Genomic DNA, 23,028 nt, shown 5'->3' on the forward strand with positions numbered 1-23,028 from the left:
GAGGTTCAGTCAGCGTCTGCGCCCCTGCCGTCCGGCGCCAACAGCGTTAGGACTGCAACGGCGCCCTGCCCCGGCCCTTCGCTCTCGAGACGCAGCGAACCCTGCATCGCATTCACCGAATTGGCACACCAGTGCAGCCCGAGCCCGCCCGACTTGTGCGCGCGAGTAGAGAAGCCACGGTGGAACAGCGTTGCCGCTACCTCGGGCGTAATCCCTTCGCCATCGTCGCGAATCTCGATCGTCACGCGACCCTCAGCCTGCTCGGTCGCCGCGACGATCGATCCGCTGCCGGTCCCGCGCGCGACGATCGATTCGGCCGCGTTGGCGAACAGATTGCCGATCACCTGGCTCAGGATAAGCCGGTTCGCCATCACCAGGCTGGGACCCGCCGGAAACCCGAACGCGATCGATGCCCCGTCCAGATAGCGCACGATCGTCGCGTTGCGCGCAATGATCGTCGTCACGTCGCAGATTTCCAACGCGGGGCGTTCATGTGCCGCCTGCTGCTGCTGGCCGATGATCTCCAACACATGCCCCATCGCTTCGCGGCCGATGCTGAGTTCGTTGCGGGTCGATTCGCGATTGGCAGCTTCGATGTCGATCGCAGCCGCGATAAAGGTCGCGAGCTTCTGACGGCGTTCATCCGAAACGTCGCCGCGCGCGAGTTCGTCGATTGCCCGATCGAGCGTGGCGCGGTCGATCGACCGTTCCTGCGCGATCTCGCGGCTAAGGATCGTGCTGATCGGGTTCAGCGCGTTGCGGACGTTGTGCATCACCGCCACCGCGCTTTCGGTGCGCCCCAGATCGAACGACTGCACGCCGATCTGTTCGCGTAGGTTCCTCAACTGCCGCAACATTGCGTTGAAATTGCGTCCCAGCGAACCAATTTCATCGCGTCGCCCGTCCTCTTCGAGCAGCGCGAGCGAGCCCGACGCGCGGACTCGGCGCATATGATTCTCGATCCGCAGCAACGGACGCAGCACGAGTTGCGAGATCAAGCGGCGCAACACAATGAGCACGAACAGCAGGAGCAAGATTGATCCGGCAACCGCAAACGCCAACATTCGGCGGCCGAGCCTTGACACATCGCCCGGCAGGTCGAACCGGGTAGTTGCGACGGCGCGTCCATCGGCACCGATCATCGGCACGATGATCATCGCTCTCGCCCCGCGGGAGGTCGTCGCTCCCGCATGGTCCGACCCGAGATCGATTGTTGCATCGACGCCCAACGTCTGGGAAATCTGCGTAGCGGTTATTACGTGGGCGATCACGATATAGCCTTGGACGGTATCGTCATCGCCCCAAACTCCCGTTCGCGCGACGCCGATCGCTGCGACACCGTTCCCCAACCGCGCATAGAAGCGGGTCGACCGCCGACCGCCAAGGGCATGCGCGAAGTCCGTGCGACCGAGCAGCGCGGCCCATTGTTCCTGCCGGCTCGAGCCAGCGGGTTCGTTCCATTTGGCGCAAACGACGCGACCGTCCGCGCCAATTTGGGCAAAACCATCCGCAGGGAGCGATCGCGTCGCTGGCGTAGCAAGACTAGCTGGCGCATGCCGGGCTTCCGATAGCTCTGCTGGATCGCGGTACGTACGCGCTTCGGCCTGCACCTCAGCTGTGTATCTGGACAACATCGCTTGCGTCCGTTCGACCTGCCCGGCGATCGCCACGTCTTGCAGCCTGGTAAAGCTCGGCGTGATGATCGACGCCAACAACACGGTGATCGCCACCGTCCCGCACAGGGCAACGACCATCATGATCAGCACGAGCTTCGCGCCAAGCGACGTCGCCCGCCTCACCCTGCCGAATTGCAACCCTAGCGTTGCCGGAACACGACCCATCCCGACGGTCGGCATTAGTTCGGCATTCCGTTGCCCAGCTGCCGCGGCGGCGTAGGTCCATCGCCTGCGAGATCGTCCTGGCCACCAAGATAACGCGCGTTCGCCATGCCGAGTGCGACATCCGCGGTAACCGGACGCGAGTAGAAAAAGCCTTGAAGATGGCTTGCCCCGGCAAGTTTCAGCGCCTGGACCTGCGCTTCGGTCTCGACCCCCTCGGCGATGACGCCCAGTCCCAGCGCGCGGCCGAGATGGATGATCGAATGGACGATAGCCGCGCTTTCGCGTTCGCGACTCATTCCATCGATGAACGAGCGGTCGATCTTCAGGCAATCGAGCGCGAACTTGCGGATGTTGTAGAGGCTCGAATAGCCCGTGCCGAAATCGTCGAGTGCGATTCGAAACCCCATTTGACGTAGCTTGTAAAGCGTCTCCGCGGCACGTTCGGCGTCATCGAAGATTGCGGTCTCGGTGATTTCGATCTGCAACCGCGCGGGCTCGACCCCAGCACGCTCGACGCTCTCCATGATGTGCCCGACGAAATTGTGGCGGCGAAACTGGCGCGGGGAGAAATTGACCGAGACATACTGGTCGGGCCATTGTTTTAGGACAGGAAGCGCTTCGCCCAGCACCCAGTCGCCCAGTTCGTGGATCAGGTTTGATTCCTCGGCGATGGGAATGAACGTGCTCGGGCTCATTGCGCCGTACTCGTCGGTGTTCCAACGGATGAGCGCTTCGAAACCGACCACTTCGACCGCGTCGCGCGACACGATCGGTTGATATACGAGGCTTAATTCGCCCTTCGCGATCGCCTGGCTCAACCCACCCTCGACCCGCCTGCGAAAGCGGATGCCTTCGTCCATGCTCTCGTCGAACAGGCGAACGATCCCGCGTCCGCTACGCTTGGCGTCGTTGAGCGCCAGATCCGAGCGGCGCATGACATCGACCGGATCGTGACCCTGACCACCCTCGCTGACTACCACGCCCGCCGATGCGCCGCCCTGCACCGAATTGCCGAATACCTGGAGGCTGACCGAGCACGCCGCGACGAGCCGCTCGCACGCCGTGACGCCTGCCGCTTCATTCGACGTCTCGAATAGGATGCCGAACTCGTCGCCGCCTAGCCGAGCAACCAGCGCATCCTCCGGCGCCGATCGTTGCAGGATCACACAGACTTCGCGGATCAACGCGTCGCCCGCAAGATGCCCAAGCGTGTCGTTGACCAGCTTGAAGCGATCCAGATCGACCATGACCGTCGCAAACAATCCCTCCGCCCGCGTCCGGTCGGCCAGCGCGCGCAGAAAAGCGAGCCGGTTCGGTGCGTCAGTCAGCGAATCATGCGTCGCCATGTGAACCGCGCGACTTTCGTTCGCGGCGAGCTCTGCGCTTTGCCCCTCGAGTTGCACCACCTGCGCCGCCAGCGTGATGCGCGCAGCTTTCAGTTCGCGATCGATCTCCCACCGTTTAGCAAGGGCCGTTGCAGTCTGCGTTACCTCGGCGACCTCGAACGGCTTGGCGATGTAAAAGATTTTGTCGGCGGGCCCCGCAACCTTGCTGATCTCGATCGGCGAAAAATCGGAGAAGCCGGTAACGATGACGAGGTTGATCTCCTGGTCCAGCGCCCGGATGCGTTGCGCGGTCTCGCGACCGTCGATGCCGGGCGGCATGCGCACGTCGATGAACGCGACCGCGAACGGTTTGCCGTCCGCCAGAGCCCGCGCGACTGCCGCCACGGCATCAAGTCCTTGATCCACATGGGCCAGCACGAGGTTGGCGCTATGCTCCCCCTGAACCTCACTCGCGGTCCCGCCGAATAGATCCGCTGCCATCGTCCCGAGCGCGACCCCGCCGTCCGAGCGTTGACCGGCGAAGCTTCGCCGGTAGCTGTCGTGCATCGCTGGCTCGTCATCCACGATCAGAATGCGCATCGTTACCGTCCTTCACCGACCACCGCATCCGTGCGCCGCGGTACGCCAAGCGCCTTCATCGTTACGAAGGATAGTAACCTAAATCAGTTAATCGCCTGTGAAAGAAATTTGTAACTTATGTCCAAGCGCTTGAGCACCCAGCACGATTGCGCCTAGAGGCCCCGCGTTGTTGCCGAGGGCGGGCGGCACGATGAACGTATCGACCAACGCGACCTCTGGCAGCGTGATGTAGCCGCCAAGACTGCGCGTCATCGCCGCCCGTACGCGCGGAAACAAATGCGATGCACCCATCACGCCGCCGCCCATGACGATCCGACGAGGGATGCCCGTAAGGACCAGCGTATGGCAGAGTTGTCCGAGTGCATCGGCAACACTGTCCCAAACGGAATGCTCGGCCGGCGCTTCGTCTGCGGGGAAGCCAATCCGTGCGGCGATCGCCGGGCCGGCTACCAAGCCTTCGACGCACGCGCCGTGGAACGGGCAGTTGCCGATCCAGTCGTCCCCGTGGAATCGTGCAGGGCGGATATGCCCGAGCTCGGAATGCGTCAGCCCGTCGACCGGACGGTTACCCGCGATCATGCCGGCGCCGACACCAGTGCCGACCGTGACATAAGCAATGTCCGGCAGGCCCTTCGCCGCGCCCCAGAACGCCTCAGCCAGCGCTGCACCGACTACGTCGCTATGAAAGCCGGTTGGCACCCCATAGCGTCGGCTCAACCGTCCCGCGATGTCGGTCCCTGCCCAGCCCGGCTTCGGCGTGGAGGTGATATGACCGTAATCGCCCGAATGACGATCGATCGACACCGGCCCGAAACTCGCGATACCGATCGCCACGAACCCGCTCCAGCGATCGAGTACAGCTTCGATCGCGGCCAGCGTTTCCTCGGGACGGGTCGTCGGGATCCGCACGGTTACCTCGATCTGGTCGGGTCCTCGCGCAAGAATGCAGATGCATTTAGTGCCACCAAGTTCGATACCTGCGACCAGGGGTGCTTCCGTCATCCTCAACTCCCAACACGTGAATGCGGCCCGCTTCCTTTGCCGACGCCGTCCAGTCAAGTGCAGGCCGGTTATTGCGATCATGCTGAACGATGATTTGATCTGCTGTCGATCCGTCCGGTCATGCGTTATGGCAATCGAGTTCACCCGAACAGACAGGAATCCCCAATGGCGAAGAAACCCGCAAAGTTGATCAAGGCGGACACTGGCGTCTCGACCGAGGCACAGCCCCAGTACAAGGTCGAGTATCGCGAGATCCAGCCCTACGGCACACTGAAGAGCTTACCGATCGCCCTCGAAGACAATGCGCGCGCGCAGAGCGTGGCAACGCTGAACCAAGTGCTCGCGGACACGATGACGATCCGTGACATGTACAAGAAGCATCACTGGCAGATGTCGGGTGCGACTTTCTATCAACTGCATCTGCTGCTCGACAAGCATTACGAGGAACAGGCCGCGCTCGTCGATCTCGTGGCAGAACGGATCATGGCGCTCGGCGGTATCAGCATCGCGATGGCGCCGGATGTCGCCGAGATGACGACGATTCCCCGTCCGCCAAAAGGCCGCGAGGACGTTCCGACGCAGCTCGCCCGTCTGCTCAAAGCCCACGAGATAATCCTGCGTCAGGCACATGAGGGCGCGGAAGCCGCCGACGAGTCAGGCGACGACGGCACGAACGACTTGCTGGTGAGCAACATCATCCGCACGCACGAGCCGCAGGTGTGGTTCCTTGCGGAACACCTAGCTGCAACCGAATTGGTCCGCAGCGACAAGTAAAATTACGGCCTCCTCTTCACTACGAAGAGGAGGCCGCATTTCCTCCGAAAAACCGCGTTGGCGTCAGCCACCCATCGCATTTATCGCGTAGCGTTGTACTTCAACTGATCGTCGGTGAGCTGGAAGCCGACCAGAGCTTCGAAGCTCGCACGCAGCACCGCCTGCCGAACTTCCGGGGTGCTCAGCGGGTCGACCGCAGCGTCCTGGTCACCCGCCTTGCGCCGACGGGTCAGCTTCTCCCGAACGTCTTCCGGCAAAGTCGCCGCAGCACGCGACACGGTTGCAGTGGTGGCGGCCGACGCCGACGCCAGCGCCTGTCCCGCTGCGAAATGCAACACCACCCGGCCGACGCGCTTAGCGACGACCGCGCTGCCCCCACGCACGACAGTGATAAAATACGGCAACGTCACGTCGCGCGCGGCCTCGGTACGCGTGCGGCGGGCACGAATGTCGAAGGTAACGTTGGTGACGACCTGATCCGTTGCATCGGCACAGGTCGAGCGGACGTTGGTCATGAAGGCGGCGACGTCGATCGCCGACTGGTCGCGGCTGGTAACCGGATCGAACAGCGTGATGTCGCCGGTCGCCGCCGGGATAGCGACGGGCGGGCAGACCGAACGGACCGCGGAAATGCCGCCGGTCGCATCGACTTCGCCCTTGCCGGCGCAACCGGTCAGGAGGATCGCACACGCCGAAACGGCTAGGATAGGGGCTTTCACGGCGACGCTTACCTTCTCGAACGAGCGAAAGGGCCACCGCGTGTCGCAAGCGGCCCCTGTCGCGGCGCACCATAGGAACCGGCTATCGTCGAGGCAAGCAATCGCGTAGAGGCTGACGCATCATGAGCCCAATCGACAAGCCGCCGCTCGAACTGTTGATCGCAGCACCCCGAGGCTTTTGCGCCGGCGTGGACCGCGCCATCCGGATCGTCGAACTTGCGATCGAGAAGCATGGCGCCCCGGTCTATGTCCGCCACGAGATCGTCCACAACAAGTTCGTCGTCGACACGCTGAAGGCGCAGGGCGCGATCTTCGTCGAGGAATTGGACGAGGTGCCGGATGGCGCACCGGTCGTGTTCTCCGCGCACGGCGTGCCCAAATCGGTGCCGGCCAATGCCGAATCGCGCGGGCTGGAATATCTCGATGCGACCTGCCCCCTGGTGTCGAAGGTCCACCGCCAGGCCGAGCGGCTGGTTGCGGCCGGGCGGCATATCGTGTTCATCGGTCATGCCGGGCATCCCGAAGTGATCGGTACGTTCGGACAGGTGCCGCAAGGCTCGATGTCGCTGATCGAGACGGTCGAGGACGCCGAGGTGTTCGCACCGGCCGATCCGTCGAACCTCGCCTTCCTGACGCAGACGACGCTGTCGGTCGACGATACCGCCGCGGTGGTGGCGACCTTGCAGCGCCGCTTTCCGCAGATGTTGCCGCCGCGTGGCGAGGACATCTGCTACGCCACGTCGAACCGCCAGACCGCGGTGAAGGCGATCGCGCACAGCGTCGATGCGGTGCTGGTGATCGGTGCACCCAACTCGTCCAACTCGGTGCGACTGGTCGAGGTGGCCGAGCGCGAGGGTACGCCGGCGATGCTGATCCAGCGCGCTAGCGAACTCGATTGGGACTTCCTCGCCGGCGTCGCCACGCTGGGGATCACCGCGGGCGCGTCCGCACCGGAACTGCTGGTGCGCGAACTCGTCGATCGGTTGTCGGAGCGCTATGCCGTGACCGAGCGCGAGGTCGAGACCAACCGCGAGACGATCGCGTTCAAGCTGCCGCGCGGGCTGGAGGCGGCCGCCTAGCATGGCGGTCTACACGCAGGTTTCGGCAGAGGCGCTGAGCGCGTTCCTCGCCAAGTTCGATCACGGTGAACTGGTGTCGGCCAAGGGCATCGCCGAGGGGGTGGAGAACAGCAATTACCTGGTCGATACGACAACCGGGCGATTCATCCTGACGCTTTACGAAAAGCGCGTGTCGGCGGACGATCTGCCGTTTTTCATGGCGATGCTCGACCACCTCGCGGTCGACGGCAACCCGGTGCCGCGCGCGCTGCCCGATCGCAGCGGTGCGCTGATCCACGAGCTTTGCGGGCGGCCGGCGTGCCTGATCGAGTTCCTGACCGGGGTGTCGGTATCGCATCCGACCGAAGCGCAGGCGTATGCGGCGGGTGCCGCGTTGGGGGCGATGCACGTCAGCCTGACCGGCTTCGATGGCGTGCGGCCGAATACGCTGGGGCCCGACGGGTGGCGTGCGTTGCTCTCGAAGTGCGGTCGCGATCTGGATGCGATCGAGGCGGGGCTGTTCGATACGGTGAGTGCGGCGGCGGACGCGGTCGTCGCCGCGTGGCCGAGCGACCTGCCGCGCAGCGTGATTCACGCGGACCTGTTTCCCGACAACGTGCTGATGCTCGGCGACCGGGTGACCGGGCTGATCGACTTCTATTTCGCGTGTACCGATATCCGCGCCTACGATCTGGCGATCCTGCACAGCGCCTGGGCGTTCGATGCGCAGGGCGAGGGCTATGACGCCGGGGTCGGCAAGGCGCTGGTCGCCGGGTATGTCGATCGGCATCCGCTCTCTCCGGCCGAACGCGCAGCGCTACCGGTGCTGGCGCAGGGGGCGTGCCTTCGCTTCCTGGCGACGCGGGCGTGGGATTGGCTCAACACGCCGGCGGATGCGCTGGTGACGCGCAAGGATCCGCTGGCGTACTGGCGGCGGTTCGAGGCGTATCGCAAGGACGATCTATTCGCATGACTGACGACGTAGCTGCCCCGACCATGACCAAGGTCGAGATCTTCACCGACGGCGCGTGCAAGGGCAATCCGGGGCCGGGCGGCTGGGGTGCGGTGATCCGCATGGGCGCGCACGAGAAGGAATTGTCGGGTGGCGAGACGCCCACGACCAACAACCGGATGGAGATGACCGCGGCGATCGAGGCGCTCAACGTGCTGACGCGGCCGTGCGCGGTGACGCTGTACACCGACAGCAAATACGTGATGGACGGCCTCACCAAGTGGGTGAAGGGCTGGCAGCGCAACGGTTGGAAGACCGCCGACAAGAAGCCGGTGAAGAACGCCGAACTGTGGCACGCGCTCCTGGCCGCGGTGGCGCGGCACAAGATCGAATGGCAATGGGTCAAGGGCCATGCCGGCCACCCGGAGAACGAGCGGGCGGACAAGCTGGCTAGCGATGCCGCAGTCGCTGCCAGACGTAAGTAAGCCTAGAACCGCGCGGGCGAATAACGTGCGACGTCGATCGCTGCGACCGCAGGGTCAGGATCGACACCGAGGAGCAGGCTGGCGGCTAGCAACGCAGCCGCGGGGGCGGTCTGGATGCCGAAGCCGCCCTGCCCCGCACACCAGAAGAAGCCGGGCACGTCCCGATCGAAACCATAGATCGGCAGGCGATCGGGCGCGAACGTGCGCAGGCCAGCCCAGCGTCGCTCGACAGCAGCGACTCGCCAGTCGACAACCTGCTTGAACCGAGCGATCGCGATCGCGACGTCGATTTCCTCGGGTGCGGCGTCGCACGGCTCTGTCGGCGTTTCGTCATGCGGGCTCAGCCACAGTCGACCGCCGGGCTCGGGCTTGAAATAGAAGCGCCCGCCGAGGTCGGCGATGTGCGGCATGCCCTCGGGCGCGCCGGGATCAGTGCGGAGTTGCGCCATCGTCCGGCGATACGCTTGCAACCCGAGCGGACGCACTCCTGCCTGCGCCGCGACCGCGTCCGACCACGCGCCAGCCGCATTGACGATCGTCCGCGCCTGGAATGCGCCCGCCTTCGTCTCGATCGTCCATACCCCGTCGGCACGTCGCGCCCCCACAAACGCGGCATCGGTGACGAAGACCGAACCGCTAAGGCGCGCGGTTGCGATGCTTTCGGCATGGAGCGCCGCGACGTCGATATAGGCGCAGCTCGCCTCTTGTACGCCGAGCGTCCATTCGGGAAGCAGTCCGGGCATGAAAGCGGCGGGATCGACTGGGTCCAGACGGACCTCGCTATCGGCAAACTCGGCGAGGAACAGGTCCATCGCCGCTTCGTCCTCCGTGCGGCCGATGTGCAGCGAACCGAGTGGCGCGAGATGCCCACCTGCGCGCAACAACGGCCCGGATGCCGTGGTCAGCGGCTGAATATCCGGCCCGCCATAGGTCTCCGACCAGAAGGCGGCCGAGCGCCCCGTCGCGTGATAGCCCGGTGCATCTTCCGCTTCGAGAACGAGCACCCGCACCCGCGACCCGATCGCCGCAGCAAGGCTCGCCCCCGCCATCCCCGCGCCAACGATCGCGACGTCGTACACGCGCGTCATCGTGCGCCTCTGCGCGCAGTCAGGAACGAGTCGATCGCCGACAGCGCGCGATCTCGTACTCCATCGGCCTCGCGCAGGATCTCATGCGCGGACTCCGGACCAAAGCGGACGACCTGCGCAGCGGGCAACCGCGCCGCGAGCCGCAGCGCCGCACGCGGGTCGACTAGCTTGTCGGCCTCCGCGATCAGCATCAGCACGGGCGTCTTGATCGACTCGACTCGCGGATCGTTGGCGAGCGTCGCTGCGCCTGCGAACCCCTCGGAAAGCCATGCCCAACTTGGTGGGCCCAGCACGAGTTCGGGATGCGTCGCCTGCCACCATCCCTCGTCGCTGTAGCGATCGGCGTCATGCGTCAGCAGCGACTGGCGCGAGGCGACCGATCCAGGCCGCTCGTTGCTGCGCCATGCCGCCCGTGCAGGGTCGCCGCGACCGGCAATCCACCGCGCGATCCGGGCGCTGAACGCTGGCCCGAACGGCGCTTTCAACCCAATCATCGGCGCAATAAGGATCGCCGCATCGGGGGCGATGGCGCGAGCGGTAAGCGCGCGCATCACCATCATCCCACCCATCGAATGGCCGAGCACCACGCGTGGCCCCCCCTCGGCCCCCGCCTCCGCCTCCGCCTCCGCGCTCCAGTCCACCCAGAACGCGGCGAGGTCGGCATCGAAAACGCCATAGTCGCTCGCATGGCCGACGTGCGGATCGCTCGACAAACGCCCAGAGCCGCCCTGGCCACGCCAGTCGAACGCGGTTACCGACCAGCCCTCCGCATTAAGGTGCGCGAACGTCTCGAGATATTTCTCGAAGATATCGCCACGCCCCGTCTGGAACAGTATCCGACCACACGGCGCCGATGCCGGCCAATCGAATCGCCGCAGCTTCCAGCCGTCGGGAGCGGTCCAATAGCCGATGTGCGCGTCGTCCGGGATCGTTCGCCGTACCCATGCCCTATCGCTTGTCATGCGCAAACCCGTGCCACCATTCGGAATTCTCCAGGGACGGTTACTTTTTCGAAAGCCATGTCGATTAGGACCTAGCCGATGGGATGGAACATTGCTCTTCCAATTTTGATCCTGGTGGTCGGCAGCCTGCTGGTCTCGGCGGGCATTCAGGACGCACGAACGCGGGAGATCGCGAACTGGAAGACTGCGGCGGTCGCGCTGCTGGCGCCGGTCTGGTGGTATGCCAGCGGCCTAGATCCATGGCCAGACATGGCTCTTCAAATCGGCGTAGCGCTCGTCGTCTTTGCGCTGTTCCTGCTCGCGTTCCATTTTGGCATGATGGGCGGCGGCGACGTGAAGCTGATCGTCGCACTGGCGCTGTGGCTGCCGTTCCCAGCGTTCCTGTCAATGCTGATGGTCATGTCGATCGCCGGCGGCCTCGTCACGCTCGTCATGATGATCGAGCATCGCGTCAATCGTAACGAAGGCAAAATCGAGGTTCCCTACGGCGTCGCGATAGCAATCGCCGGCCTTCTGGCGCTCCAAGAACCGCTCCTTAACCAGGCTCAATGATGATCAACGGCAAGATACATTCGCGGCGCCTGAAAGGCACGATCTAGTCATGGATACACGCAAGATCATTTTACTGTTCGGCGCGCTTATTGTCGCCGCCGTTACGGCGCTCTTTGCCAGAACGCTGATCGCCGGCAGCTCCGCGCCGCAGGCGGGCGCGGTCGTTATCGCAGCCCCTGTCGTCGACGGCCCCGAAGTGCTGGTCGCGACCCGTTCGCTGCCGGTCGGCACGATTCTGGACGGGACCGCGCTGAAATTCCAGCCCTGGCCAAAGGAGTTGGTCGACAACGCCTATTACCTCCGCGACAAAACCGACCTGAAGTCGCTCCAGGGTACAGTGGTGCGCAGCATCATCACCGCAGGACAGCCGGTAACGAAGGGCGCGCTGGTGAAGCCCGGCGATCGTGGGTTTCTTGCCGCAGCGCTCGGACCCGGCATGCGCGCAGTAACGGTCCCCGTGTCGGCGCAGGGCGCAGTCGCCGGATTCGTGTTTCCCGGCGACCGCATCGACCTCGTCCTGACGCAGGAGGTAAGGGGCGGCGGCGACGGCGATCCGCTGAAAGTGTCGGAGACGATCATGCGCAACATGCGCGTGCTGGCCACCGATCAGCGGACCGACAATCTGGTCGGATCGGACGGCAAGACCGAGGTCAAGACGTTCTCCAACGTGACGATCGAAGCGACGCCAAAGATGGCCGAACAGGTCGCACTTGCTCAGACACTCGGCTCGCTGTCGCTGTCGCTGCGGTCTATCGCGGACAACTCGGCCGAACTCGAAGAGGCGATCGCGTCGGGCGCGGTGAAGGTGCCGGACGGCACCGATCCGAAAGCGGAGAAGGCGATGTTGGTACGGGTCGCCAGCCAGCCGATCTCCGGCGGGTCCAGCTATCAGACCGGCGCCGACATCTCGCGGTACCAGCGCAGCACGGTGCCTGGCAAAGCATCGAGCAACCAAGATGATCGTCCGATGCAGATGATGAGCGCGCCGCAGCCGGGCGGCGGGGCACCGGTTGGGGTGCAGGGTCCGGCCGTACGCGTCGCGCGCGGCAATGCCGTGACCATGGTTCCGGTTGGGGGGAAGAACTGAGATGCGTATTTCCATGACGCGCCCAATCGGTTGGCCGCTTGCGGTCGCCCTCGCTGCAGCCACCGCCGTCCCTTCCGTCCCCGCACTTGCCCAGTCCCGTACCCAGGCAGCTCCCTCAGGACTGCCCGTTGTACAGGTCAACACCGGTCGCGGCCGTCTCGTGACGCTGGCGCGGCCGATGAGCGACCTGTTCGTCGCTGACGACACCATCGCCGACGTCCAGGTCCGCTCGCCGACGCAACTCTACGTATTCGGCAAGAAGACCGGCGAGACGACAATCTCTGCGACTGCAAAGGGCGGCGCAGTCGTCTACGCCTCGACGATCCGCGTCGGCAACAACCTCGACTCGGTGCAGCAGATGCTCGGGCTCGCAATGCCCGAAGCGCAGGTCGTCGCGACGCCGATGAACGGGCTGATCCTACTCACCGGCACGGTCGCCGCGCCCGAGGACGCGGCCGAAGCCGAGCGGCTGGTGCAGGCGTTCGTCGGCGATTCGACCAAGGTCTTGTCGCGACTGAAGACGGCGACACCTCTGCAGGTGAACCTCCAAGTGCGCGTCGCCGAGGTCACGCGAAACTTCGTCAAGAACATCGGGGTGAACCTGACAAGCCGGAGTTCGGGCAACTTCCTCTTCAATATCGCTCAAGGTCGCCAAGGCACCATCACGACCGTGCCCGGCGTCATCAATGCCCCCAATGCGCCGGTAGATGCCAACGGCGCATTCCCCGGCAACACCCTCTTTGGCTTTCCTGCCAAGGCGGCGATCGGCTCGACCGTGGGTCTGGCGGGACGCCTGCTGGGCATGGACGTGCTCGGCGCGATCGATCTAGGTGAGACGCTCGGTCAGGTGACGACACTCGCCAATCCGAACCTGACCGCGCTGTCGGGCGAGACGGGCACCTTCCTCGCAGGCGGAGAAATTCCGATCCCACTGGCGCAGGCGCTCGGCACGATATCGGTCGAGTACAAGCAATACGGCATCAGCCTTGCCTACACGCCGACGGTATTGTCGGATGGCCGCATTTCCCTTCGAGTACGTCCCGAAGTGTCGCAACTCGATTACGCCAACGCGATCACACTCAGTGGTACGCGCGTGCCCGGCCTTACGACGCGCCGTACCGAGACGACGGTCGAACTGGGCTCAGGCCAGAGCATGATGATCAGCGGCCTGCTTTCGAACAACAACAACAATAGCTACGACAAGACGCCGGGCCTCTCGAACCTGCCGATTATCGGCGCGTTGTTCCGCTCGAACGCGTTCCAGCGCAACGAAACCGAACTCGTGATCGTCATCACGCCGTATCTGGTGAAGCCGGTAAACAACGCCCGCGACATCGCGTTGCCGACCGACGGTGCGCGGGCGCCGACCGATATTGACCGCGTGCTGTTGGGCACGCTGAGCGCCAGCGGCGGCGGCAAGCGACCGGTGCCGACGATCGCACGGCCGTCCCATGCCCCGCCGTCGATCGGTGCCGCCGCGCCCGTCATGCCAATGCTGCGTAGCAATACGCGTCGCAACGAGGACGATACGGCCGCAGCCCCGATTACCGGTGAAGGCGCCAAGCCAAGGAAGGGCGCCATCCCCGCGCCAGGTTTCTCGAATTGAGTCGGCCTCTGCCCCGCCGTTCGCGAACACCGCATCAAGGATTTCCGATGATGACCAAGTCGATCCTGTTAGCGTCCCTCATGCCCGCGCTGTTGCTCGGTGGCTGCATGGGCACCGAGAACCGCGGGCTTGAATCGGTCCATCAACCGGTCGTCAGCCGATCCGACTATGCAATCGATCTCGGCGTGTCGGGCGGAGCGCTGGCAGCGGGTGAACAGCAACGCCTTGCCGGTTGGATGAACGCGATGCGGCTCGGCTATGGCGACCGCGTCGCGATCGACGATCCCGCCGGCGAAGGTCCTGCAGCGCACGGCGACGTTGCAGCGGTGGTCGCAACCTACGGCCTGTTGCTGAGCGACGGCACGCCGGTCACACCCGCCGCCGTCACACCCGGATCGATCCGCGTGGTAGTCAGCCGGACGCGGGCGCAGGTGCCGCGCTGCCCGGACCAGTCGCGTGATTCGACCAACGATTTCGAAGCCCACACGTCATCCAACTTCGGCTGCGCGATCAACAGCAATCTTGCGGCGATGATCGCCAACCCCAACGATCTGGTGCGCGGCAAGGAAGGTGCGGAGACCATCAATACCGCCGCCTCGTACAAGGCAGTCGACACGTACCGCAAGAAAGTACCGACCGGAGCTGGTGCCTTGGTCGCCGCCACGCCAGGAGGCAAGTAATGAACGCTCCGTGGAAGCCCGCTGGCGCCGCCAGCCGCGACCCTTTCACCGCCTATGTCTGCGACGAGACGACCGCGGCGGCATTGCGCCCGATCGCGACCGAACTCGGCTGGGCAGCCGAGAAGATCCAGAAGGGCGGGTTGCGCAATGCGATCCAGTCGCTTTCGGTATCGGCGTCACCACAAATTCTTTTTGTCGATCTGGCCGAGTCGGGCGATCCGCTCAACGACATTCACGCACTTGCAGAAGTCTGCGAACCCGGCACCGTTGTTATCGCCGCAGGCCAAGTGAACGACGTCCGCCTGTACCGTGACCTCGTCGCAAGCGGAATCCAGGATTACCTGCTGAAGCCACTCCATCCCGACATGCTGCGTGAGGCGTTCGTGCATGCGCAGATGATGCTCAATGCGCCGAAGCCCGTCGACGCCACGCCCGAGCGTCCGCATTGCTCGGTCGGGGTGATCGGCACGCGCGGCGGGGTCGGCGCATCGACGATCGCAACGTCGATCGCGTGGCTGCTCGCTGATAAAGAGAAGCGCTCGACCGCGTTGCTCGATCTCGACGTGCATTTCGGCACGGGTGCGCTCAGCCTCGATCTCGAGCCCGGCCGCGGCCTGACCGACGCGATCGAGAACCCGAGCCGAATCGACGGACTGTTCATCGAACGCGCGATGGTCAAGGCGACGGAAAACCTGTCCGTGCTGAGCGCGGAAGCCCCGATCAGCGCGCCGGTCATCACCGATGGCTCCGCGTTCTACCAGTTGCAGGAGGAGATGCGCGCCGCGTTCGAATGCACCGTCGTCGATTTGCCGCGAGCGATGATGATCCAGTACCCACATTTGATCAGCGACGTGAAGCTTGGGGTGATCGTCACCGACCTGACGCTGGCAGCGGCGCGCGATACGATCCGTATCCTGTCGTGGTTGAAGACAAATGCGCCGCAGATCGAGTTGTTCGTGATCGCGAACCGCGTGCACACGGGCGGCAATCTCGAAATCAGCCGCAAGGATTTCGAAGGCTCGATCGAGCGCAAGATCGATTATCTCGTGTCGTTCGACCAGAAGCTCGCGGCGCAGGCGGCAAAGCTAGGCAAGCCGATCGTCGAGGTCGGGAAGACCAGCAAGACGATCGCGCCGATCGTCGCACTCGCCAGCGCGCTTGCCGCTGCGGTCACGGACTGCGGCATCGACGGCGCGAAGGCGTCCAGGGGCCGGTCGCTGATGGGCAAGTTCGGCGAACTTAGAGGGCTGATGACCAAGCACACGCTAAAGCCGGCAAAAGCGAAATGACCGCACGCGTTAACGCCCATTTGACCAGCATCGCGCGATGACCAGCATGGCGCCGTTCCTGCTCGTCATGGTCGGCGCGAGCATCGTGCTGGGGATGATCGTCTTCGCATTCGCCAGACCATCGCCCGACCGCGCGAAATCGCGCCGGCTCGTGGCGTTGCGCGAGCGGCACGGCGACGCGGCTACGGTAGCGGACGCGCACATGCGGCGCATTTCGCATGCGCGCGATACCAAGATGGACCTGGCGTTCGGTCGCATTCTGCCCAATCCCGAACAACTCGCAAAGCGTCTCGCAATGACCGGCAAGGACTGGACGGTCGGCCAATACGGCTTGGCGACCGCGGGGATCGCGCTAGCCGTCGCGGTGCTCATGTTGTTCAAGGGCATGCCGATCCTGCTAGCGCTGCTGTTCGGCCTATTCGTAGGCATCGGCCTGCCGCATCTAATTGTTGGGAGGGCGATTGAGGGGCGGGTGGGGAAGTTCATTGGTAAGTTTCCGGATGCGATCGAGCTGCTCGTGCGGGGGTTGCGGTCCGGTTTGCCGATCAGCGAGACGATCGGTGTCGTCGGCCAGGAACTCGACGGCCCGGTCGGCGAGGAGTTCCGATCGGTCAGCGACAAGATGAAGATCGGCCGGACGATGGACGCCGCGCTCCAGGAAACCGCGGACCGGCTCGACGTCCCCGAATTCCAGTTCTTCGTCATCACCATCGCGATCCAGCGCGAGACCGGCGGCAACCTTGCGGAGACGCTGGCGAACCTAGCCAACGTGCTGCGCATGCGCGGCCAGATGAAGCTGAAGATCAAGGCGATGTCGTCCGAATCCAAGGCGTCCGCCTACATCATCGGCGCGCTGCCGTTCCTGGTGTTCGCGCTGATCTGGTTCATCAACGGCTCCTACATGCAGCGATTCTTTGTCGACGAGCGCCTGATCCTGATCGGGATGGGCGCCATGGTATGGATGGCGATCGGCGCCTTCATCATGTCGAAGATGATCAGCTTCGAAATCTGAGGGACTGACGATGGGCGACACCGCCGGACCTACCCTGCTCGGGATCGACATACTCTGGGTCGCGACGATCCTGTCGGGCGTCGCCGCGTTCGCCGTGATGATCGCGATCTATGCGGCGACCACGGTCCGCGATCCGATGGCCAAGCGCGTCAAGGCGCTCAACGACCGCCGCGAACAGCTCAAGGCGGGGATCACCGCCTCGACCAAGCGTCGCGCGAAACTGGTCCAGCGCAACGACGCCGCAGACCGGATGCGCGGCATCCTGTCGTCGATGAAGGTGCTGCAGGACAGCCAGGTCAAGGCGGTCCAGGTCAAGCTGATGCAGGCCGGCATACGATCGAAGGAATGGGCGCCCGCCGTGATCTTCGGCCGGCTCGTGCTGCCGATCGTGTTCGGCGGGGCGATGCTCTATTGGGTCTATGGCACCGACGGTTTCGCGACCTGGGGCCCGTTCAAGAAATACGGCCTCGTCGCGATGACCTTCATCCTGAGCTACAAGGCGCCGGACCTGTACCTCGACAACAAGATCAACAAGCGTTCGGACGCGATCCGCAAGGGCCTTCCCGACGCGCTCGACCTGCTCGTGATCTGCGCCGAAGCCGGCCTGACCGTGGATGCGGCGTTCCACCGCGTCGCCCGCGAACTCGGCCGCGCTTATCCCGAACTGGGCGAGGAATTCACGCTCACCGCGATCGAACTGGGCTTCCTGACCGACCGCCGCAGCGCGTTCGAGAATTTCGCGTCGCGCGTAAAGCTGGACGCAGTGAAGGGCGTCGTCACGACCATGATCCAGACCGAGAAATACGGTACGCCGCTCGCCTCCGCGCTCCGCGTGCTGTCGAGCGAATTCCGCAACGAACGCATGATGCGCGCCGAGGAAAAGGCCGCGCGGCTGCCCGCGATCATGACCGTGCCGCTGATCCTGTTCATCCTGCCGGTGCTGTTCGTCGTCATTCTCGGCCCCGCCGCCTGCTCGATCTCCGACGCCCTGCTGAAGAGCTAACGCGCTGGTGAACAGCGGACGCTTTGGTGAAGAGCTGAAGCACTGGTGAAGAGCTAAGGCAACCGCAACGCGACCAGATCGTTGAGCCCCCGTAACAGGAGGGTTTCCAGATGCCGTTGTTTTCCACGCCCACGCAGTTCGCCGCGCTCGCGCTGATCTTCATCGCCGGTTGGCTGTTCGGATTGGCGAGCCATCCCGGCGGCAAGAAGTGGAAGGCGCGCTATCTCGCCGAACGTGACGCGCACGCGGCCGCCAAGAAGGATGCCGATATCCGCGCCACCGCTGCCGAAAAGCGCGCGGTCGAGGCCGAGCATGAGAATGCACGCCTCGTAAAGGCGACCCCGGTGGCGCCGGTAGCGGCTCCGGTGACGCCGGTCGCGCCCGTCACGACGACCCGCGCGCAGGTCGAGGACCGATCGATCTTCACGTCGCCCAGCACGCGCCAGGTTGCCGCATCGTCGGCACGTCCGGCATACAATAACGATGGCACGAAGCGCGGCTGGTTCGACTTCGACCGTCGCTAATCTCCAAAGGGCGGCCCGCTCACGATCGAGCGGGCCGCCCATCTTTGCCTATTGATGTCGCGGCCTATTGATAGTGGGCGACGTTCTCGAACCCCGTGTTCGTCTTCGCCATCTTGACCAGCTTCCTGGCGTAGGAGCGCACGTGACGGTCGAAGCGCGTGTCGTTGTAGACGCCGCGCCAGATATACTCGTCGCGCTCCAATATGGCGGCAAGTGCGGCGGCAAACGCGGCCTGGGTGTCCGCCACCCCCTTCCGGTTCATCAGCGAACAGACCATCTCCTCGGCGGAGGCCTTGTCGCAGTCATCCTGTAGTTCCCGACCACCGCGTTCGGCGACGACCTGCTCGGATCGTGCGGCGACGATGCGCGCGTCGAGCCATTTGCGGACCGCGTCGCCGTCCCAGTCCTTTGTCTCTGCCTTTGCCGTTTCCGCCAACGCTCGCTCTCCGTTTCGCGCGCGCTAGCCGGCAGTGCGCGCCTGCCAGCGCCGATATCCGATCACGGCCAGCACGACCATCGCCGCGTAAAGACCGGCGGTGAGCACCAGTCCCTTGTACGCGAACATCCCGACGTACAGGACGTCGACCACGATCCACAGCAACCAGTTCGCCGCATGACGCCGCGCGACCCAATATTGCGCGACGAGGCTGAAACTGCTGAGCGTCGCGTCGGCCCATGGCAAGGCAGCGTCGGTATAGTGGCTCATGAACCAGCCGATCGCGAACGCCCCGACCGCCCCCACGCCGAGACCGGCGAGCGCGCGTGATGGCCGCAAGGGCTCGACGACGACATCGCCGCTATCGTCCTTGCCCCGCGCCCAGGCCAGCCAGCCATAGACGATGGCGATCGCGAAGAACGCCTGAAGCACCATGTCCGCGTACAACCGCACGTCGAGGAACAGCTTGAAATAGAGCGCACACGCGACGAAATTGACCGGCCAGCACAGCATGTTGCGCTTGGCGGTTAGCCATATCCCGGCAAAACTGACGACGACGGCGACGATCTCGAACGGTGTCATGACCGCGCGATCCGACGCAGGAAATCCTGGCCCGGAGACGAGAAGAACCACGCGGCATGGTCGATCAGATACCCGTCCCAGGCCATGGCGGCGGACGCGGTATCCGCCACGACGGCGGTAAAGTAATCGGCCTCCGACAGCGCGAATTCGACATGGACCAGCGGCAACAGGGACACGATCGCGGCAATCTCCGCACGGCTCAGCGGCAGGACGGTGGCATAGCCTGCCACCAGCGCCAGCGCCGTCTGGGGATCGGCGATCGCATCGTCCGCCCCCTGCCCCAGATCCAGCCAGCGCACCGCCGTCCGCTCGATCGCCGTCGCGATATCGTGAACGGCACTCGTGCGATCCGCCAAGCCGAAGTCGAACACGGTCCGCACTGCGCCCTCTCGCGTCCACAGCAGGTTGGACGGGTGCCAGTCGTTATGCGTCCACAACGGCGCTTGGTCTGCGAGGAGCGACGACAGGTCGCTATCGGCTTGCCCGAACAGTCGGGCGAGTTGCGCATGCCACGGCCGATCCGCGAGGAACGCCGCGAGCGCCGGGCGGGCGGCGACGTATGCGCTCGCCGCCGTCAGGGGATCGGCGGCAGGGAGTATCGCGAAACTCGAGACCAGGGGTTGCTGCCGCCGCGCAGGCGCATCGAACCCGCGCGCCGCGACGTGCAGTTTCGCCAGCGCCACGCCGGCGGCATGGGCATGGTCGAGCGACAGGAACGCCGTCCACGACAGCCGGTCGCGGTACAGATCCTCGCCCGCAGCCTGACGGTGCAGTTCGTACGACCACGGACCGATCGCGACGGCGGTCACACCCTCATCGGTCGTCATCACCTCGGGCACCGACACGCCTGCGCCGGCGAGGTGCGCGATGAATCCGTGTTCCTCGGCTGACCCTTCGACCGTGCGGACAAGGTGATGGTGGCGCTTCAACAGGAACGCGCCGTTTGTTGTGTGCACCAGCGTGGCGGCGGAGAAGGGTCGCGGGGAATGCCAGTGCAGCCCGGTCATCCGCCCCGCCGCCGGAAAATGCTCGAGCACGGCCTTGGCCTCGTCCGCAGCGATGGCGGGCCAGGTCGGCGCCTCCATCGCGGTGCCCATGCCGTGGACGAGATGTTTCGGCTGCGACGCCACCTCAGAACGCCCGAGAAATCGTCGCCATGACCGCTGCGCCGCTGCCAACATAATAGGCGGGCGGCGAGCCTGCGATGACGGTCCCGTTGCGGCCGATCGTGTCCTGTGCGTTGGTGCTGACCGACTGGACGCCGGCGAGGACGTGCGGATCGGTGACGTTGATCGCGTTGACGCGCAGGTCGGTGCGCTTGCCGTCGAGCCAGTCGGCGAGGTGCATGCCGACCGACAGATCGAGCGTCGCATAGCCCTTGATGCGCTCATCGTTCATGAAGCTCGCATATTGCCGGCCGATATATTTCGACGCGACGCTGCCGAAGAACCGGCCGTCATCATAGATCCCGCCGGCGCCGAACTGGACGGTCGGGCTGGATACCGCATGCTTGCCGCGGGTCGGCAGGAAGTCCGCGCCGACCGGCAGGTCGTCGTCGATCCGCGCGCGCAGATATTCGCCCGAGAGGTACAGGCTGACCCCGGCGACCGGGCGGTAGTCGATCTCCGCATCGACGCCGTACGAGGATTGGCCACCGGCGTTGATCGTGGCGTTCACCTGCGCGCCGCCCTGGTCGAGCACGGTGGCGAGCTGTCGGTTGCGGAACTTGTAGTGGAAGCCCGTCACCGAGGCGGAAAGCTGCTCGCCGATGAAGCGATAGCCGATCTCCTGCGAGACCGAATATTCGTTCTTGAGCGCGTCGGTGCCCCGTACGACGACTTCGCCACCGTAATAGCTGTTGTAGAGCGTGAATTCGTTGGGCGTGCGGAAGTTGGTGGTGATGTTGGCGAACAGTTGCTGGCGATCGTCGAGCCGGTAGTGGATCGCGGCGCGCGGCAATGCGGCGAAACTGTCGTTGCGGACCTTGTCCTGCGGTCCAGGCAAATAGGTGCGGCCGTTGCGCAGCACGTTCACGCCCTTGAGCCCGGCATCGATCGTCAGCCGCGGCGTCAGCGCGATGCTGTCGGCGAGGAAGAAGCCCTTCGTCACGGTGACTGTGCGCTGATTCTCATAGGCGAGCAGGCGGCCATCGGCGGTACGGATCGCCTTTGCGCGGTAGCCCCAGCGGTCGACCGGCTGCCCCTCGCCGTCGATCGACGTGTAGGATTGCGTGACGCGATCGGTGCCGTAGTCGAACCACAGCCCGGCGGTGAGCGTGTGCATGCCCGTCTTGAAGGTGAGCTTGCTGACGTTGCCGGTCCGCATCTGGTCGCCGGTGTAATTGCCGAGCACGGTCGCAACGCCGTCGACCGCGCCGGGCAGCGCGATCGGCTGGGCCAGTTCTTCGGTGCCGAGGAAGTTTCCTTCGGTGGTCAGCTGCGTGCCGTAGGGCGAGTTGCCGTAGCCGAACTGGAGATAGGTGGTGGTGTCGAGTGCAAGCCGATCGGTCAGCGCCAGATGGACCGGCGCGGAGGCGTAGAGGTTGCGGAACGGCGCGCGGTACAGGCGCCAGTAGTTGGTGTTCCCCGCCGTGTAGCGCTCGTCGAAATTGAAGCCGCGGCCCTGCGCGTTCCACTCGGCGAGCGTCGGGCTCGGGTAGCTCGACGAGTTCGCGTCGTTGTACGACAGCGCGAGGCTGGCGCGGTTGCCGGCGCCCCATTCGCCCAGGATCTTGGCGTCGATATGCTGGCGCGTGTCGTAGCCCGCCCCCCGCCAATTGTCCGCGCGCGTGTTCGAATAGGACAGGAAGGCCTTCAACCCGGTATTGCCGATCGTCCCGCTATCGATCCGGACGAACGCACGCCGGGCCGCGTAGCTGCCGAGCGACAGGTCGACCAGCGCGCCGGGACGTGTCTTCGGATCGTCGAGCGCGAGCGACAACAGCCCGCCTGCCCCCCCGAGCGTCGGGGAGTCGATATCGACCGACCCTTGGGCGAGCGAGATGCGCTTGAGGTTCTCGGGGTCGGCGAACTGTGACGGGTAGGCGTAATAATAGCCGATGTCGTTCTGCGGTGCGCCCTCCATCAGCACGCCGATCTCGTCCTGGCCGAGACCGCGCAGCGTCAGGCTGGAGCTGGTCGAGAGGCCGTACGGGTCGCTCGATGCGACGTTCGCACCGGGGAGCAGCGTGACGAGCTGGAACGCGTTGAGCGTCGGTGCCTGCTTGACGATGAAGTCGGCGGAAATCGCACTTTGCGCGCGCGGGACCTTCTGGTCCGGGAGCAAGCCGGCTGGATCCTGCTTGCCGACCACGCGGATTTCTGCGGGTTCGACCGGGTCGGCCACCTGCGCACTTGCCGACGATGCGGCCAAGGTCGCTGCGACCAGGCCGAACAGCCTGCGCTCGCGCCCGGCGGACATTATACGAAAACCAGCACTGAAAAACGTCACG

22 protein-coding genes are annotated in these 23,028 nt (G+C 64.8%); 12 read left to right on the plus strand and 10 right to left on the minus strand.

Annotation, left to right across the window (positions count from 1 at the left end):
* Window positions 1–5: 5 nt before the first annotated feature.
* The 3 genes from U1708_RS06885 to U1708_RS06895 form a co-directional block, all read right to left on the minus strand.
* Complete coding sequence (locus tag U1708_RS06885) at window positions 6–1,856, minus strand: ATP-binding protein (RefSeq protein WP_332744047.1); 1,851 nt, start codon at window positions 1,854–1,856, stop codon at window positions 6–8.
* Complete coding sequence (locus U1708_RS06890; protein ID WP_332744049.1) at window positions 1,856–3,766, minus strand: EAL domain-containing response regulator; 1,911 nt, start codon at window positions 3,764–3,766, stop codon at window positions 1,856–1,858. Before U1708_RS06890 ends, U1708_RS06885 begins: the two co-directional genes overlap by 1 nt.
* An 87-nt stretch (window positions 3,767–3,853) precedes the next feature.
* Window positions 3,854–4,768, minus strand: a complete 915-nt coding sequence (locus tag U1708_RS06895) for an ROK family protein (protein WP_332744051.1) — start codon at window positions 4,766–4,768, stop codon at window positions 3,854–3,856.
* A 165-nt stretch (window positions 4,769–4,933) separates the two neighbouring features.
* On the opposite strand from U1708_RS06895, the gene U1708_RS06900 reads away from it, so the two are divergent.
* On the plus strand, window positions 4,934–5,542 hold the full coding sequence (locus U1708_RS06900) for a Dps family protein (RefSeq protein ID WP_332744053.1): 609 nt from the start codon (window positions 4,934–4,936) through the stop codon (window positions 5,540–5,542).
* 80 nt (window positions 5,543–5,622) lie between these two features.
* Here the strand turns inward: U1708_RS06900 and U1708_RS06905 are convergent, their stop codons facing one another.
* Window positions 5,623–6,261, minus strand: coding sequence for a hypothetical protein (locus U1708_RS06905; protein WP_332744055.1), 639 nt, complete (start codon window positions 6,259–6,261; stop codon window positions 5,623–5,625).
* A gap of 122 nt (window positions 6,262–6,383) precedes the next feature.
* On the opposite strand from U1708_RS06905, the gene ispH reads away from it, so the two are divergent.
* Genes ispH through rnhA form a run of 3 tightly spaced genes read left to right on the plus strand, consistent with a single transcriptional unit; the run spans window position 6,384 to window position 8,756 of the window.
* Window positions 6,384–7,340, plus strand: coding sequence for a 4-hydroxy-3-methylbut-2-enyl diphosphate reductase (gene ispH, locus U1708_RS06910; protein WP_332744057.1), 957 nt, complete (start codon window positions 6,384–6,386; stop codon window positions 7,338–7,340).
* A gap of 1 nt (window position 7,341) precedes the next feature.
* Complete coding sequence (thrB, locus tag U1708_RS06915; RefSeq protein ID WP_332744059.1) at window positions 7,342–8,292, plus strand: homoserine kinase; 951 nt, start codon at window positions 7,342–7,344, stop codon at window positions 8,290–8,292.
* Entirely contained in the window at window positions 8,289–8,756 is a 468-nt protein-coding gene (rnhA, locus tag U1708_RS06920; RefSeq protein ID WP_332744061.1) for a ribonuclease HI, read from the plus strand. The genes thrB and rnhA overlap by 4 nt, the downstream gene beginning before the upstream one ends.
* Window positions 8,757–8,758: 2 nt before the next feature.
* Here the strand turns inward: rnhA and U1708_RS06925 are convergent, their stop codons facing one another.
* Entirely contained in the window at window positions 8,759–9,844 is a 1,086-nt protein-coding gene (locus U1708_RS06925) for an NAD(P)/FAD-dependent oxidoreductase (protein ID WP_332744063.1), read from the minus strand.
* Window positions 9,841–10,806, minus strand: coding sequence for an alpha/beta fold hydrolase (locus U1708_RS06930; RefSeq protein WP_332744064.1), 966 nt, complete (start codon window positions 10,804–10,806; stop codon window positions 9,841–9,843). The genes U1708_RS06925 and U1708_RS06930 overlap by 4 nt, the downstream gene beginning before the upstream one ends.
* A 78-nt stretch (window positions 10,807–10,884) precedes the next feature.
* Between U1708_RS06930 and U1708_RS06935 the strand changes: the two genes are divergently transcribed.
* The 8 genes from U1708_RS06935 to U1708_RS06970 all read left to right on the plus strand — a co-directional run bounded on the left by U1708_RS06935 (window position 10,885) and on the right by U1708_RS06970 (window position 18,559).
* Window positions 10,885–11,358, plus strand: a complete 474-nt coding sequence (locus tag U1708_RS06935; protein WP_332744066.1) for an A24 family peptidase — start codon at window positions 10,885–10,887, stop codon at window positions 11,356–11,358.
* A 49-nt stretch (window positions 11,359–11,407) separates the two neighbouring features.
* Window positions 11,408–12,445, plus strand: a complete 1,038-nt coding sequence (cpaB, locus tag U1708_RS06940; protein WP_332744068.1) for a Flp pilus assembly protein CpaB — start codon at window positions 11,408–11,410, stop codon at window positions 12,443–12,445.
* Window positions 12,446–12,458: 13 nt separating this feature from the next.
* Window positions 12,459–14,051 (plus strand): type II and III secretion system protein family protein, encoded by a 1,593-nt coding sequence (locus U1708_RS06945; protein WP_332744070.1) that lies wholly within the window; start codon window positions 12,459–12,461, stop codon window positions 14,049–14,051.
* A gap of 50 nt (window positions 14,052–14,101) precedes the next feature.
* The gene (locus U1708_RS06950) at window positions 14,102–14,731 is read left to right on the plus strand and encodes a CpaD family pilus assembly protein (protein WP_332744072.1); all 630 of its coding nucleotides are present in this window, start codon (window positions 14,102–14,104) and stop codon (window positions 14,729–14,731) included.
* Window positions 14,731–16,020, plus strand: a complete 1,290-nt coding sequence (locus U1708_RS06955) for a CpaE/TadZ family protein (protein ID WP_332744074.1) — start codon at window positions 14,731–14,733, stop codon at window positions 16,018–16,020. Before U1708_RS06950 ends, U1708_RS06955 begins: the two co-directional genes overlap by 1 nt.
* Before the next feature lie 37 nt (window positions 16,021–16,057).
* Complete coding sequence (locus U1708_RS06960; protein ID WP_443029986.1) at window positions 16,058–17,032, plus strand: type II secretion system F family protein; 975 nt, start codon at window positions 16,058–16,060, stop codon at window positions 17,030–17,032.
* A gap of 10 nt (window positions 17,033–17,042) precedes the next feature.
* Complete coding sequence (locus U1708_RS06965) at window positions 17,043–18,035, plus strand: type II secretion system F family protein (protein WP_332744076.1); 993 nt, start codon at window positions 17,043–17,045, stop codon at window positions 18,033–18,035.
* Window positions 18,036–18,145: 110 nt separating this feature from the next.
* Window positions 18,146–18,559: a hypothetical protein gene (locus U1708_RS06970; protein WP_332744078.1), complete on the plus strand. Its 414-nt coding sequence runs from the start codon at window positions 18,146–18,148 to the stop codon at window positions 18,557–18,559.
* Between the two features lie 64 nt (window positions 18,560–18,623).
* On the opposite strand, the gene U1708_RS06975 is transcribed toward U1708_RS06970, so the two are convergent.
* Genes U1708_RS06975 through U1708_RS06990 form a run of 4 tightly spaced genes read right to left on the minus strand, consistent with a single transcriptional unit; the run spans window position 18,624 to window position 22,997 of the window.
* Window positions 18,624–18,995: a hypothetical protein gene (locus U1708_RS06975; RefSeq protein ID WP_332744080.1), complete on the minus strand. Its 372-nt coding sequence runs from the start codon at window positions 18,993–18,995 to the stop codon at window positions 18,624–18,626.
* A gap of 24 nt (window positions 18,996–19,019) precedes the next feature.
* Window positions 19,020–19,577, minus strand: coding sequence for a nicotinamide riboside transporter PnuC (gene pnuC, locus U1708_RS06980; RefSeq protein WP_332744082.1), 558 nt, complete (start codon window positions 19,575–19,577; stop codon window positions 19,020–19,022).
* Window positions 19,574–20,707, minus strand: a complete 1,134-nt coding sequence (locus U1708_RS06985) for a phosphotransferase enzyme family protein (RefSeq protein WP_332744084.1) — start codon at window positions 20,705–20,707, stop codon at window positions 19,574–19,576. Before U1708_RS06985 ends, pnuC begins: the two co-directional genes overlap by 4 nt.
* Before the next feature lies 1 nt (window position 20,708).
* Window positions 20,709–22,997, minus strand: coding sequence for a TonB-dependent receptor (locus U1708_RS06990; protein ID WP_332744086.1), 2,289 nt, complete (start codon window positions 22,995–22,997; stop codon window positions 20,709–20,711).
* Between the last annotated feature and the right edge of the window lie 31 nt (window positions 22,998–23,028).

The sequence above is a fragment of the Sphingomonas arabinosi genome (assembly GCF_036663715.1).
Classification (GTDB): domain Bacteria; phylum Pseudomonadota; class Alphaproteobacteria; order Sphingomonadales; family Sphingomonadaceae; genus Sphingomonas.

Bases quoted from the DNA above. Each gene is read 5' to 3' on its own strand.
- U1708_RS06885 (WP_332744047.1), bottom strand. From the start codon at position 1,856: ATGCCGACCGTCGGGATGGGTCGTGTTCCGGCAACGCTAGGGTTGCAA.
- U1708_RS06970 (WP_332744078.1), top strand. From the start codon at position 18,146: ATGCCGTTGTTTTCCACGCCCACGCAGTTCGCCGCGCTCGCGCTGATC.
- U1708_RS06930 (WP_332744064.1), bottom strand. From the start codon at position 10,806: ATGACAAGCGATAGGGCATGGGTACGGCGAACGATCCCGGACGACGCG.
- pnuC (WP_332744082.1), bottom strand. From the start codon at position 19,577: ATGACACCGTTCGAGATCGTCGCCGTCGTCGTCAGTTTTGCCGGGATA.
- U1708_RS06955 (WP_332744074.1), top strand. From the start codon at position 14,731: ATGAACGCTCCGTGGAAGCCCGCTGGCGCCGCCAGCCGCGACCCTTTC.
- U1708_RS06965 (WP_332744076.1), top strand. From the start codon at position 17,043: ATGGGCGACACCGCCGGACCTACCCTGCTCGGGATCGACATACTCTGG.
- U1708_RS06960 (WP_443029986.1), top strand. From the start codon at position 16,058: ATGACCAGCATGGCGCCGTTCCTGCTCGTCATGGTCGGCGCGAGCATC.
- thrB (WP_332744059.1), top strand. From the start codon at position 7,342: ATGGCGGTCTACACGCAGGTTTCGGCAGAGGCGCTGAGCGCGTTCCTC.
- U1708_RS06950 (WP_332744072.1), top strand. From the start codon at position 14,102: ATGACCAAGTCGATCCTGTTAGCGTCCCTCATGCCCGCGCTGTTGCTC.
- ispH (WP_332744057.1), top strand. From the start codon at position 6,384: ATGAGCCCAATCGACAAGCCGCCGCTCGAACTGTTGATCGCAGCACCC.
- U1708_RS06990 (WP_332744086.1), bottom strand. From the start codon at position 22,997: ATGTCCGCCGGGCGCGAGCGCAGGCTGTTCGGCCTGGTCGCAGCGACC.
- U1708_RS06895 (WP_332744051.1), bottom strand. From the start codon at position 4,768: ATGACGGAAGCACCCCTGGTCGCAGGTATCGAACTTGGTGGCACTAAA.
- U1708_RS06890 (WP_332744049.1), bottom strand. From the start codon at position 3,766: ATGCGCATTCTGATCGTGGATGACGAGCCAGCGATGCACGACAGCTAC.
- U1708_RS06945 (WP_332744070.1), top strand. From the start codon at position 12,459: ATGACGCGCCCAATCGGTTGGCCGCTTGCGGTCGCCCTCGCTGCAGCC.
- U1708_RS06900 (WP_332744053.1), top strand. From the start codon at position 4,934: ATGGCGAAGAAACCCGCAAAGTTGATCAAGGCGGACACTGGCGTCTCG.
- rnhA (WP_332744061.1), top strand. From the start codon at position 8,289: ATGACTGACGACGTAGCTGCCCCGACCATGACCAAGGTCGAGATCTTC.
- cpaB (WP_332744068.1), top strand. From the start codon at position 11,408: ATGGATACACGCAAGATCATTTTACTGTTCGGCGCGCTTATTGTCGCC.
- U1708_RS06925 (WP_332744063.1), bottom strand. From the start codon at position 9,844: ATGACGCGCGTGTACGACGTCGCGATCGTTGGCGCGGGGATGGCGGGG.
- U1708_RS06935 (WP_332744066.1), top strand. From the start codon at position 10,885: ATGGGATGGAACATTGCTCTTCCAATTTTGATCCTGGTGGTCGGCAGC.